At 64.6% G+C, this 13,015-nt stretch carries 9 protein-coding genes and 3 pseudogenes; all 12 read left to right on the top strand.

Features of this window, described 5'->3' with window-relative positions; translation table 11 throughout:
- The first annotated feature begins 108 nt into the window (after positions 1-108).
- Positions 109-885 (top strand): FAD-dependent monooxygenase, encoded by a 777-nt coding sequence (locus NI18_RS02160; protein WP_306286183.1) that lies wholly within the window; start codon positions 109-111, stop codon positions 883-885.
- Positions 886-1,413: 528 nt separating this feature from the next.
- Positions 1,414-2,181: pseudogene (locus tag NI18_RS02165) on the top strand (sterol desaturase family protein).
- A gap of 309 nt (positions 2,182-2,490) precedes the next feature.
- Positions 2,491-2,757: a helix-turn-helix domain-containing protein gene (locus tag NI18_RS21965; protein ID WP_052148926.1), complete on the top strand. Its 267-nt coding sequence runs from the start codon at positions 2,491-2,493 to the stop codon at positions 2,755-2,757.
- Positions 2,724-3,062: a hypothetical protein gene (locus tag NI18_RS24040; RefSeq protein ID WP_128082029.1), complete on the top strand. Its 339-nt coding sequence runs from the start codon at positions 2,724-2,726 to the stop codon at positions 3,060-3,062. Before NI18_RS21965 ends, NI18_RS24040 begins: the two co-directional genes overlap by 34 nt.
- A 268-nt stretch (positions 3,063-3,330) precedes the next feature.
- The gene (locus NI18_RS02175; protein WP_037527745.1) at positions 3,331-4,527 is read left to right on the top strand and encodes a phospholipase A; all 1,197 of its coding nucleotides are present in this window, start codon (positions 3,331-3,333) and stop codon (positions 4,525-4,527) included.
- Positions 4,528-4,659: 132 nt separating this feature from the next.
- On the top strand, positions 4,660-6,069 hold the full coding sequence (locus NI18_RS02180) for an efflux transporter outer membrane subunit (protein ID WP_306286184.1): 1,410 nt from the start codon (positions 4,660-4,662) through the stop codon (positions 6,067-6,069).
- Positions 6,066-6,614 (top strand): biotin/lipoyl-binding protein, encoded by a 549-nt coding sequence (locus NI18_RS27740; protein WP_347574788.1) that lies wholly within the window; start codon positions 6,066-6,068, stop codon positions 6,612-6,614. Before NI18_RS02180 ends, NI18_RS27740 begins: the two co-directional genes overlap by 4 nt.
- Entirely contained in the window at positions 6,518-7,138 is a 621-nt protein-coding gene (locus tag NI18_RS27745; RefSeq protein ID WP_347574789.1) for an HlyD family efflux transporter periplasmic adaptor subunit, read from the top strand. The genes NI18_RS27740 and NI18_RS27745 overlap by 97 nt, the downstream gene beginning before the upstream one ends.
- Positions 7,135-9,702: pseudogene (gene rbbA, locus NI18_RS02190) on the top strand (ribosome-associated ATPase/putative transporter RbbA); the annotation flags it as partial. The gene NI18_RS27745 and the pseudogene rbbA, both read left to right, overlap by 4 nt.
- A 39-nt stretch (positions 9,703-9,741) precedes the next feature.
- A complete protein-coding gene (locus NI18_RS26270; protein WP_306286204.1) occupies positions 9,742-9,909 on the top strand; it encodes a hypothetical protein in 168 nt (55 codons plus the stop codon).
- Between the two features lie 2 nt (positions 9,910-9,911).
- Positions 9,912-11,033 (top strand): ABC transporter permease, encoded by a 1,122-nt coding sequence (locus tag NI18_RS02195; protein ID WP_037527747.1) that lies wholly within the window; start codon positions 9,912-9,914, stop codon positions 11,031-11,033.
- Between the two features lie 319 nt (positions 11,034-11,352).
- Positions 11,353-12,983 (top strand): annotated as a pseudogene (locus NI18_RS02200) (phosphoketolase family protein); the annotation flags it as partial.
- Positions 12,984-13,015 lie beyond the last annotated feature (32 nt).

The raw sequence follows: 13,015 nt of genomic DNA on the forward strand, positions 1-13,015 counted from the left end.
TCTTACGTTCAGTGCCCACAGCGCAAGGACGACGATGTGCAGCAACATCGGCCGTCTGGCATTGACCGCCGTCAAAGCGCTCGCGTTTACGGCGCCTATGAACGCGTCATGGAACATGATCTGATTGTAGTGGGCGCAGGACCCGCAGGACTGGCCTTTGCGCGCGCGCTGGCGGGTACCGGCCTCAGCATTGCGCTGGTCGAACGGCAGTCGCGGGCAGCACTTGCCGATCCGGCCTGCGACGGTCGCGAGATCGCCCTGACGCACCGGTCTATCAATACCTTGCGCGCATTGGGCGCATGGGACTTGATCACGCCCGAAGCTGTATCGACGCTGCGCAGCGCGTCGGTACTCCACGGCACGTCGTCGTTCGAGCTTCCCTTCGGCACCGAAGGATTGCGCGAAGACCATTTGGGTAAGCTCGTCGCAAACCACCATATTCGGCGCGCGCTGTTTGCTGCGACAGCCGGGCAGGCGGCACTGACGGTTTTCGCGGGCCCGGGCATGGCCGCCATCTCCACCGCGCGGGCAGGCGCGTCAGTGACGCTCGAGGATGGCCGCATCCTGCGGGGGCGCTTGTTGGCGGCTGCCGACTCCCGCTTTTCCGACGTTCGAGCGCGGCTAGGGATCGCGGCGCGGGTGAACCGGCCCGGTCGATCGATGCTGCTGGCTGAGGTCGAGCATGATCGGGACCATAACGGCGTCGCCACCGAGTGGTTCGGGCACGGCCAGACGATCGCGCTCCTCCCTCTGACGGGGCGACGATCGTCTGTTATCCTGACGTTGGCCGAGGATATGATCGCGCGGCTGGCGGCGCGCAGTCCCGCTGCTCTCTCCGACGAGCTGACGCGGCGGTCCGGTGAGCGATTGGGCACGATGCGATGATGGGCCGACCTCATGTCTATCCGCTTGCCACAACATGGAGCGAGCATTTCGCGGCCACTCGCGCGGCATTGATCGGCGATGCGGCCGTGGGCATGCATCCGGTGACCGCACACGGCTTCAACCTGGGGTTGCGCAGCGCGTCTCGCTCGCCGGCCTGGTTGCACGCGCAGCTGCGCAAGGTCGCGACATCGGCGCACCCTCGCTCCTGCTTCGCTATGAGGCCGGGCACCGGCTGGCCGCAGCCCCCCTGTTCGCCACGACGGGATTTATCGTGCGGGCATATACCGACGACGATCTGCCGGCGCGTCTCGCAAGACCGGTCTTGTTGCGGGCGGCGGGACACATGTCGCCGTTGCGCAAAGGGGTGTCGCGGATGTTGACGCAGCGCTGAGGCGTGTATGGGCTTGTGCAGGCACGTTCGGCATCATCCGGCCGGTTCAGCTGAAACCCACTCTTTGACGGTGATCAAACCGTTCTGGCGGAGGTTGTGGCAGGCACGCAGCCGTTGAACAGGACGAAAGAAGGCGAATGACGCAGCTGTCGAATGCTCCACGGTTCTGGGAACGCACCCATCATCTCGGCCGCATGGGCCTGCGCGAGCTGGTGGTGGCCTATTTCTCGCACTACGCCGTTGTCGTCTATCTGGCGCTGGCGGGGCTCAGCTTAGTCGCTTCGGCCCGCTGGCCAGCCCCACTTGCACCGACGCTTGCGAGCGCCCTCCTTGTCATGGTCGCGTACCCGCTCGTCTGGTACGTATTGCATCGCTGGGTACTGCACAGCCGCTGGATGTTCAAAGTGCCCGTCCTGGCCGGCATGTGGAAACGCATCCATTACGACCATCACATCGATCCGGACCGGTTGGAGATCCTGTTCGGGGCCCTCCATACGACGCTGCCGACTCTGCTGGTGGTGGCGGCGCTGCCGGGATGGCTGATCGGCGGGACGGGTGGAGCCTTGGCGGGGTTCGCGACGGGGCTGCTGTGCACCTGCTTTTACGAGTTTGCGCACTGCGTACAGCATCTTGGCTAGAAACCCCGCAACCGCTGGCTGGCGACGTTGAAGAAACGCCATATGGAGCATCACTTTCACGACGAGCACGGCAATTTTGGCATCACCAACTTCGTCTGGGACCGCCTGTTCGGCACGCTCTACAGCCGCGCCAAGCGCCCGAAGAAGAGCGTAACCGTCTTCAATCTGGGTTATGACGAGGAGATGGCCCAGCGTTATCCCTGGGTCGCCAACCGGTCCCGCTCCGCTGTCGCGGGCAACCCGCGACGGCACCGCCTGCGCGGCTAGCCCTCCGGTTAGCGCACGGGGCGAGGGCATGCTACCGCGACGGAAACCGGCGGCACGCGGCCACTAAGCATTGGCCTTACGCAGCACAGGCGAGGTATAGAAAACTGCGTTGTGGTCGCTCGGCGGCGGGCGCAGCGCCACCAGCACAGCGCTGGAGAATGTCACCAACGTATTCGAGCGGACGCCCAACGCAGGCAGGACCACTTCATTACATCGTGGACACCTCGAATGGCTGTTCGGAAGCGGCTCGGAAGCTTGACGCCGGGCGCCCCCATTTGACACCAGGGTCATTCTGCGGTTTTGCATGCCATGCCCCAACGCCGCCTAGATGCCGTCCAGAACCGCGCCAAGCTCCTCGAGGCCGGCGAAGCGGTTTTCCTCGAGCTGGGTATCAATGCGCCGTTGGACGCAATTGCTGAGCGTGCCGGGGTGGGCCGTGCAACGCTGTTCCGCAACTTCGTTGACCGGCGGTCCCTCATCATGGCGCTGCTCGATCGCGGTCTGGACGAGATCGAAGGCGAGGCGCGCGCCTGGAGGGTGATGTGGTCGCCTTGGCTCGCCTGCTACGCTTCATAGCAGATCGCATCATCTTCCATGCCCCGTTGATCGAATACTGGCAGGCGATCGATCACGACAGTCCGGAGTTCCTGACAGTGTTGTGGCGTTTCGTGCGCGTCTTCGAAAAGCCGGTTGAGCAGGCGGTGGCGAATGGCACGTGCCGTAGCGACCTCCTGCCGTCCGACGTACTCCTGCTGGCGTCGATGCTGAGTGGTGCCCTTTATGCGCGGGTTCCGGAACGACGACGCGAGCTGGCCGATCGGGCCTGGGTGTTCGTAGTCGAAATGGCGCATCTTCGCGATGCCCCTCCTTCACCCTTATGACCGTGTAACCGACCGATAACGACTGATGCTGGGAGTGCCGGCAGGCGCGGCTGTCCGTCGGTAACCCACCAGCCGGGAATTTCGAGTGAGCACACACCTGCTCGCACTTCGCGTGCGGACCACCGCGCTGCGATGGATGACCGCTTGCGTCCCTTGTTGCAATGCAGCATCCGCCTGTGTTAACCGAGACCTACAGTATCATAACCAAGGATAAGCTTGCACGTGAGCGCGCAAGCTTTCCGGTGTTTTCTGGTGAGCTTCCGCGCCCATGCCCTTGATTTTCGTTTCCCTCCTGATCCTCGCCAATCCCGCGCCTGCCGCATCCGCGGCACCGGAGGTGGTGATCAGCGCGGTCACGTCGGTGGGGGATCGCCGCGATCTCCTGATTGAGCTGCTCGTGTTCAATACGAGCAATCAGAATGAGCCCATGGATCTGCCGGATGCAGTAACGGCTAGACTCTCTCGGCCGAGTGGAGACCTTTCGTTGCGGGCCGAGCGCGCGCCTGGATCGGCCGCGTCCTTGACGATCGCCGCAGGGGGTTTTGGCACCGCCCGCTACCGGCTGGAGGTGCCCGGTGGCCCAGCTCCGCTCGCGGGCGCGCTGTTGGAAGTGCCGGGGTGGGGTGCTCGGCGGATCACCATGATCGAGGATCGACCCACGCTTGCAGCGGCTGAGCCGACCGAGGTTGCTGCTACTGATCCTGCTCGTGTTATGGCGACCGCTGCACCGACGGTAGCCGGCTCCAACCAATTCCTTGCCAACCTGTCGGCTTATGAGCCCCTCTATGCGGTTTACGGCCCTGGGACCGACAGCGATGCGCGGCTCCAGATCAGCTTCAAATACCAGGTGTTCGGTGCACCGGCGGGGACCGCCGGACGCACGTCCTGGGCTCAGGGCATCTACTTCGCCTACACCCAGCGCATGTTCTGGGATCTGGGCGCCGGGTCCTCTCCCTTCCGTAACATCGATTTCATGCCCGAGCTGTTCTACCTGGCGCCGACCGTGCCACTCAAGGGCAATATCGTGCTGGGCGGCCAAGCGGGCTTTCGGCACGAATCGAACGGCCGCTCGGGCGATGGGTCGCGCAGCCTGAACACGGTCTACGTGCAGCCGCAGCTGACGGTGCCGCTCGGGCGCTATTCGCTGACCGCCGGCCCGCGTTTCTGGGTGTATGCGGGTAGCCTGAGCGACAATCCCGACGTCAAGCGCTATCGCGGGAACAGCGGGTTTTTCGCGCAGATCGGCGAGGAAGAAGGCCTGAAGCTCAGTGTTGGGGGCCGGACGAACTTTGGTACTGGCAAGGGGTCACTTGACGGCAATCTCTCCTACCCCGTCGACCGGATCGTCGGCAGCGACCTGAACGCTTATCTTTTTGGCCAGGCCTTTACCGGCTACGGCGAGAACCTGCTCGATTACGACCGCCGCATGACACGCGTGCGGGTGGGTATTGCCCTTGTACGGTAAGGAGGGCGGCAGTTGCTCACGCGATCTTCATATCCTGCGCATGAGACCGTCAGCGTCGGAGGTTGTCCGATGAGCAGTATGTATCCGCACTTTCGCCAGTTCTGCGCGACGTCGCGCCCCGGAAAGCGGCGGATGCTGGGGATGCTCGGCGTATCTCTGGTGACGGGCTGCTCCTTTGCACCAGCATACCAGCGGCCGCCCGCACCCATCGCCGCCGCTTATCCCGGCACCGCAAACGTCTCGCCTCCGATCATCCGTCTTGGCTGGCGTGAGGTCTTCGCGGTCGATCCCCAGCTCGTCGCGCTCATCGAGCAGGCGCTCGCCGACAATCGCGATCTGCGCGTCGCCACCGCCCGCATCGAAGCAGCGCGGGCCGCCTACCGGATCCAGGGATCGCAGCTCTATCCCACTCTCGACGGCATCGCGACAGGCACCTATGCCCGCACGCCGGGCGACCTGAGCGTCACCGGCCGCTCGAGCGAAGCCGGACAATATCAGGTCGCACTGAGCGCTGCCTGGGAAATCGACTTCTGGGGGCGGCTGCGTAACATGAAGGAGGCCGCGCGCCAGAGCTTCCTGGCCACGCGCGAAGCGCAGCGGGCGGTTGCGACCAGTCTCGTCGCGCAGGTAGCGATCAGCTATCTCGCGGTCCGCGAGTTGGACGAGCGGACCGCGCTGGCCCACCAGACGATCGCCAGCCGGAAGGAATCTTTCCGCATCGCTCGGCGCCGTTACGAGGTCGGCTCCGGCTCGAAGCTCGACATGACGCAAAGCGAGGCGCTGCTGACGCAGGCCGAGACCGAAGAGCAGGCGCTGCAACAGCAGCGCGAGCAGAGCCTCAATGCCATCACCCTGCTGGTGGGGCGTTCGATGACGTTGGGATCGGGCACGCTCACCCTTGCCGAGGCCGACGCCGACCGCGCGATCCCTGCCGGGCTGCCCTCCGATCTGCTGATCAACCGGCCGGATATTCTGGCCTCGGAGCATCAACTCGTTGCCGCGCACGCCGACATCGGAGCGGCCCGCGCCGCCTTCTTCCCGAATATCAGCCTGACTGCGGCGGGCGGCACCGCCAGCAGCGCGCTGAGCCGCTTGTTCGACGGTGGGCAAGGCGCGTGGAGCTTCCAGCCGACACTCTCGCTGCCCATCTTCAACGCCGGACGAAACCGCGCGAACCTCGACCTTGCCGAGGCGAGGCGCAACATCGCCGTCGCTGAGTACGAGCAGACGATTCAGGCGGCGTTTCGCGATGTTGGCGATGCGCTTGCCCAGCGTCGTTGGCAGAAGGCTCAGATCGCGACAACCAGCCACACGCTGGCCGCATTGACCGAGCGGGCAAGGCTCGCAGACCTGCGCTACACCAGTGGCCGGTCGGCCTATCTCGAGGTGCTTGACGCGCAGCGCGACCTGTTCGCGACTCAACAGGCATTAGTAATGCTCAGACGGGGCTATATCGCGAGCGGCATCAGCCTCTACGCCGCGCTCGGCGGTGGTTTTCCCCAGGATGTGACTCCCGAGCCCGGGGGCGGACAGGCACGATGACCGACATGACGAAGAAATGGCTAGTCCGCATTGCGGTGATCGTGGCGATCGCGGTCGTAGCCTTTATTGGCTGGCGCTTGCTGAAGCCGAAGGGCCTTCCCGAGGGCATCGTCAGCGGCAATGGCCGCATCGAGGCCGTGGAGGTGGACGTATCGGCCAAGTCGCCGGGACGGATTGCGGACATCCTGGTGGGGGAGGGCGATTTCGTGAAGGCGGGTCAGGTCGTTGCCCATATGGACGTCGCACCGCTCCGTGCCGAGCGCGCGCAGGCAGTGGCCCAACTCGCCCAAGCCGCCAACGGCATCGACATCGCCAGTAACACCATTGCGCAACGCGAAAGCGACCGCGCCGCGGCCGCGGCGGTCGTCCAGCAGCGGCTGGCCGAACTTAACGCAGCACACAAACGCCTCCAGCGGTCCGAAACGCTGCGCGCGAGGGCGCGACCCCGGTGCAGGAGCGCGACGACGACGAGGCGCAGGTGGAGAGTGCCCGTGCGACGGTTGGCGCCGCGCGCGCGCAGCTTGCCGCCGCCAGCACGGCGGTGAAAACCGCTCGCAGCCAGGTGATCGGCGCCCGCGCCAACGTCGACGCGGTGCGCGCCACGATCCAGCGGCTGGATGCCGATCTTGCCGACAACTCGTTGCGTGCGCCGGTGGCGGGCCGCGTCCAGTACCGCGTCGTCCAGCCCGGTGAGGTCGTGGCGGGTGGCGGCAAGGTGCTGAACCTCGTGAACCTGTCCGATGTCTCAATGACCTTCTTCTTGCCCGAGACGGTAGCGGGCCGCGTTGGCCTTGGATCGGATGTCCGTATCGTCCTCGACGCTGCGTCGAATTTCGTGATCCCGGCCAAGGTCTCGTTCGTGGCGGACGTCGCGCAGTTCACGCCCAAGACGGTGGAAACCGAGAGCGAGCGCCAGAAGCTGATGTTCCGGGTGAAAGCCAGGATCGACCCCGCCCTGCTCCAGCGGCACATCAGGCAGGTGAAGACCGGGCTCCCCGGCCTGGCATATATCCGGATCGACGCGAACGCACCGTGGCCAGACAATCTCAAGGTCAAGGTCACACAATGAGTACCGCCCCGCTCGTGCCTGGCGGACCGGCCGCGCGGGTAGCTGACGTCGTGCTCCGCTATGGCAAGACGCTGGCGCTCGACGGCGTAAGCCTCGAGCTCCCGGTCGGCCGGATGACGGGGCTGATCGGGCCGGACGGCGTCGGCAAGTCGAGCCTGTTCTCGCTGGTCGCGGGCGCACACCGGATCCAGGCCGGCACGATCGAGGTACTGGGCGGCGACATGGCCGACCGGCGGCACCGTGAGGCGGTCTGTCCCCGGATCGCCTATATGCCGCAAGGCCTGGGCAAGAATCTTTATCCCACCCTTTCGGTGTTCGAAAATCTCGATTTCTTCGGCAGGCTGTTCGGCCAGGATGCCGCCGAGCGCCAGCGGCGGATCACCGACCTCACCGAAAGCACCGGGCTGGCGTCTTTCCGGGATCGGCCGGCGGGCAAGTTGTCGGGCGGCATGAAGCAAAAGCTCGGCCTGTGCTGCGCGCTAATCCACGATCCCGACCTGTTGCTGCTTGATGAACCCACCACCGGCGTTGATCCGCTATCCCGGGCGCAGTTTTGGGACTTGATCGACCGCATCCGCGCCGACCGGCCGGCGATGAGTGTGTTGGTCGCGACCGCCTACATGGACGAGGCGGCACGGTTCGACTGGCTGGTGGCGATGAACGCCGGCAAGATTCTCGCGACCGGCACTGCCGAGGAACTCTACCGGCGCACTGGTACGCTCACGCTGGAGGAGGCGTTCATTGCGCTGTTGCCGGAAGCCGCGCGCGCCGGGCACAAGCCGGTAGAGATCCCGCCACGCGTCGACACAGGGGACAATGTCGCGATCGAGGCTAAGGGCCTAACCCGCCGCTTTGGCGACTTTACGGCCGTCGACCATGTTCGATTTTCGCATCGAGCGCGGCGAGATCTTCGGGTTTCTGGGGTCGAACGGCTGCGGCAAATCGACAACGATGAAGATGCTGACCGGGCTGCTTCCAGCGACTGAGGGCGAGGCGTGGCTGTTCGGCCGCCCCGTGGAAGCAGACGATATCGATACCCGCCGACGCGTCGGCTATATGAGCCAGGCATTCTCGCTCTATTCCGAGCTGACGGTGCGGCAGAACCTCGTGCTGCATGCCCAGCTCTTTCACGTGTCCGCGGCCGAGATCCCGTCTCGCGTCCAGGAGATGAGCCAACGCTTCGGTCTGGCCGAGATCATGGACGCGCTGCCGGACAGCGTGCCGCTGGGACAACGGCAGCGGCTGAGCCTCGCTGTGGCGATGATCCACAAGCCCGAAATGCTGATCCTCGACGAGCCGACCTCCGGCGTCGATCCGATCGCGCGCGACAATTTCTGGCAGATGATGATCGACCTCTCGCGCAAGGACCAGGTAACGATCTTCATCTCCACCCACTTCATGAACGAGGCTGCCCGATGCGACCGCATCTCGCTGATGCATGCCGGGCGGGTGCTGGTGAGCGACACGCCTAAGGCCATCGTCGAGACCCGCGGTGCAGCAAGCCTCGAGGAGGCCTTTATCGCCTATCTGGAGGAAGCCTCCGGCGAGGATCGGCCTGCTGGCGAGCGTTCTTCAACTCCCGCGACGCAGGCTGGCGTCGGCGATGCCACAGGACCGTCGGGGCGTGCCGCAGCGCGTCTGCGCGTCTTCAGCCCGCGACGCATGTTAAGCTACAGCCGGCGCGAAGCGCTGGAGCTCAGGCGCGACTCGATCCGGCTGGTAATGGCACTGCTCGGCAGCGTCATCCTGATGTTCATCATGGGGTACGGCATCAGCATGGATGTCGAGAATCTGCCGTTCGCGGTCCTCGACCGGGACAACAGCACCACCAGCCAGAACTACGTCCTGAACCTTGCGGGCTCGCGCTACTTCACCGAACGGCCGTCGATCACCGACTATGCCGACATGGACCGGCGGATGCGCAGCGGTGAGCTGAGCGTCGCGATCGAGATCCCGCCGGGCTTCGCGCGCGATATCCGGCGGGGCGATGCCGTGTCGGTTGGCATGTGGATCGACGGCGCCATGCCGAGCCGGGCAGAGACTGTGCAGGGCTATGTTCAGGGGATGCATGCCCAGTGGCTGATCGAGATGGCGGCGCAGGAACTCGGGACCCGCGCTGCGACCGGCCTGGTCAACATCGAGACGCGCTACCGCTACAATCCCGACGTGAAAAGCTTAGTGGCGATCGCGCCCGCCGTGATCCCGATCCTGCTGCTGCTGATTCCGGCAATGCTGACGGCGCTGAGCGTCGTGCGCGAGAAGGAACTGGGTTCGATCCTGAACCTGTATGTGACGCCGGTCACGCGAATCGAGTTCCTGCTCGGCAAACAGCTTCCCTATGCCGTGCTTGCCATGTTCAACTTCGTGACGCTGACCCTGCTCGCGTTGTTCGTGTTCCGCGTGCCGATGACCGGCAGTTTCCCGACCTTCGTGCTGGCAGCGCTGTTCTATACTCTCTGCTCGACGCGATCGGACTGCTCTTCTCGGTGTTCATGCGCAGCCAGATCGCCGCCCTCTTCGCGACGGCCATCGGCACCATCCTGCCAGCCGTGCAATTCTCAGGACTTATCAACCCGGTCTCCTCGCTAGAGGGTGTTGGCGCGTTGATTGGGCACATCTTCCCCGCCACCTACTTCGTGACCATCAGCCGCGGCGTCTTTTCAAAGGGGCTGGGCTTTTTCGATCTGCAAGCGGATCTGATCGCACTGGCAATCAGCTTTCCGGTGGTGATCGCCATCTCTGCCACCTTCCTCAAGAAACAGGAGGGCTGAGGATGCGCGGGTCCAACGTCTTCCGGCTCGGCGTGAAGGAACTGCGCAGCCTGTTGCGCGATCCGATGATGCTGGTGCTGATCCTCTACGCCTTCTCGCTTGGCATCTACACCGCGGCGACCGGCATGCCCGAGACCCTTTACAAGGCACCGATCGCCATCGTTGACGAGGACCAGTCGCCGCTTTCGAACCGCATCACGAGTGCTTTTTATCCGCCGCACTTCACGCGCCCGAGCCTCGTGACTTCAGCCGAGGTCGACCGGCGCATGGACAATGGGCAAGATACCTTCGCGCTCGATATCCCCCCGAATCTCCAGCGTGATCTGCTCGCCGGCCGCACGCCCACTATCCAGCTCAACATCGACGCAACGCGGATGAGTCAGGCGTTCACCGGCGGAGGTTATATCCAGCAGATCGTAAACGGCGAGGTGAACGAGTTCGTCGCCCATGTCCGCAAGGCGAGCGTGGCGCCGGTCGACCTCGATGTGCGCGCGCGTTTCAACCCGACGCTCGCGCAAAGCTGGTTCGGCGCGGTGATGGAGATCATCAACAACGTCACTATGCTGTCGATCGTGCTGACTGGCGCCGCGCTGATCCGTGAGCGCGAGCATGGCACGATCGAGCATCTGCTGGTGATGCCCGTCACCCCGTTCGAGATCATGGCGAGCAAGGTCTGGTCGATGGGCCTGGTCGTGCTCGTCGCTTGCGCATTCGCGCTGTCGGTAGTGGTGCAGGGCGTGCTCAAGGTCCCCATCGAGGGCTCGATCGGCCTGTTCCTGGCGGGCGCGGCCCTTCACCTGTTTGCGACCACGTCTATGGGCATCTTCATGGGCACGATCGCACGCTCGATGCCGCAGTTCGGGCTGCTGCTGATGCTGGTGCTGCTGCCGCTCCAGATGCTGTCCGGCGGCATGACCCCGCAGGAGAGCATGCCCGAGTTCGTGCGGATCGTGATGCAGGCGGCGCCCACCACACATTTCGTGAAGATGTCGCAGGCAATCCTCTACCGCGGCGCCGGCCTCGACGTGGTGTGGCCGCAGTTTCTCGAGATCGGCGTGATTGGCGCGATCTTCTTCACCGTCGCGCTCGGGCGCTTCCGTGCAACTCTCGGTGCGATGGCGTAGCTGGTGCGCTGTCCTCCATACCGAACCACGCGCGCAGGCACCGCCACCAGCCTTGGACAAGGTCTCTCGCGAGCACGACGCGCCTTAACGGTGGAACCCGATGGATAAAGTCGGCGAAGCGGCGTTCTGAAAGGATGAGCGCAGGTCAGACGGCGCAACCGGCCTGCATTTTCTGCTATAAATTGGAGCCAGGCCGGCCATGGCGCTTGGACAATCTCGGAGTTACCTCGACATGACGGATGCTGTGAAAAGGCGCGCCGAACCGACTGTTACGACCACGCCCGGCGAAGGTCCCCTGTCGGCGGACATGCTGCGCCGGATGGACGGCTATTGGCGGGCGGCCAACTATCTCTCGGTCGGGCAGATCTATCTCCGCGCCAACCCGCTGCTCGAGGAGCCGCTCACAATCGGGCACGTCAAGTCCCGGCTGCTCGGTCATTGGGGCACCACGCCCGGCCTCAACCTGCTCTACGTCCACCTCAATCGGCTGATCGTCGCACATGATCTCGATATGATCGCGATCATCGGTCCTGGGCATGGCGGACCCGGGCTGGTCGCGAACACGTATCTGGAGGGCTCCTATACGGAGCGTTACCCCGGCGTAGAGCGCAGCCGCGGCGGGATGGACCGGCTCTTCCGGCAATTCTCCTGGCCCGGCGGCATCCCCAGCCACGTTGCGCCCGAAACGCCCGGGTCGATCCACGAGGGCGGCGAGCTCGGCTATTCGCTCGCTCATGCGTATGGCGCGGCGTTCGACAATCCCGACCTGATCGTCGCGTGCGTGGTCGGCGACGGCGAGGCTGAGACCGGTGCGCTGGCGGCGAGTTGGCACAGCAACAAGTTCGTGAACCCGGCACGCGACGGCGCAGTTCTGCCGATCCTGCATCTCAACGGCTTCAAGATCGCCAACCCGACCGTGCTGGCGCGGATCGGCCGGAGCGAGCTGACCGACCTCATGCACGGCTATGGCTATGAGCCGCATTTCGTCGAAGGCGATGATCCGGCCGAAGTGCATCAACTGCTTGCCGCGACGCTCGATACAGTGCTCGACAGGATCAAGGCGATTCAGGTCGAAGCAAGATCCGGCAACGACGGCGACGAGAACGGGGCCCCGCGTCCGCGCTGGCCGATGATCGTGATGAAGACGCCGAAGGGCTGGACCGGTCCCAAATTCGTCGACGGCAAGCCGGTCGAGGGGACATGGCGCGCACACCAGGTGCCGATCGCGGACTTCAAGGATCCCGAGCATCTGCGCCAGCTCGAACAATGGATGCTGAGCTATCGCCCGGCCGAACTGTTCGACGAAAACGGCAAGTTCCGCGACGATTATGCTTCGCTCGCACCGACCGGCCACCGGCGAATGGGATCGAACCCGCACGCCAACGGCGGCGAACTGATGACGCCGCTGTCGCTGCCAGATTTCCACAACCATGCCGTCGCGCAGTCCGGTCCGGGCGAAGTGAAGGCAGCGGCGACCGCGGTGCTGGGCGGCTATCTGCGCGACGTGATGGCGTTCAACGCCGACACCGCCAATTTCCGCCTGTTCGGCCCCGACGAGACCGCGTCGAACCGCCTCCAGGCGGTGTATGAGGTGACGGGCAAGGCGTGGATGGCCGAGACCGAGCCGAACGACACCGACCTCAGCCGCGACGGTCGCGTCATGGAGGTGCTGAGCGAGCATCTGTGCCAGGCTGGCTCGAGGGGTACCTGCTCACCGGCCGCCACGGGCTGTTCTCGTGCTACGAAGCGTTCGTCCACATCGTCGATTCGATGTTCAACCAGCATGCGAAATGGCTGAAGGTGACGCGCGCGATCCCGTGGCGCAGGCCGATCGCGTCACTCAACTATCTGCTGACCTCGCATGTCTGGCGGCAAGACCATAACGGCCTGTCGCACCAGGATCCCGGCTTCCTCGATCATGTCGCCAGCAAGAAGGCGGACGTGGTGCGGATCTACCTGCCGCCCGACGCGAACTGCCTGTT

It is taken from the genome of Sphingomonas sp. Ant20 (assembly GCF_000783375.1).
GTDB classification, from domain to species: domain Bacteria; phylum Pseudomonadota; class Alphaproteobacteria; order Sphingomonadales; family Sphingomonadaceae; genus Sphingomonas; species Sphingomonas aerolata.

Excerpts from the sequence above, each read along its gene's own strand:
- NI18_RS21965 (WP_052148926.1), top strand. The coding sequence starts at position 2,491 with ATGCCCCAACGCCGCCTAGATGCCGTCCAGAACCGCGCCAAGCTCCTC.
- NI18_RS02160 (WP_306286183.1), top strand. The coding sequence starts at position 109 with ATGGAACATGATCTGATTGTAGTGGGCGCAGGACCCGCAGGACTGGCC.
- NI18_RS02195 (WP_037527747.1), top strand. The coding sequence starts at position 9,912 with ATGCGCGGGTCCAACGTCTTCCGGCTCGGCGTGAAGGAACTGCGCAGC.
- NI18_RS02175 (WP_037527745.1), top strand. The coding sequence starts at position 3,331 with ATGCCCTTGATTTTCGTTTCCCTCCTGATCCTCGCCAATCCCGCGCCT.
- NI18_RS27740 (WP_347574788.1), top strand. The coding sequence starts at position 6,066 with ATGACCGACATGACGAAGAAATGGCTAGTCCGCATTGCGGTGATCGTG.
- NI18_RS02180 (WP_306286184.1), top strand. The coding sequence starts at position 4,660 with ATGCTGGGGATGCTCGGCGTATCTCTGGTGACGGGCTGCTCCTTTGCA.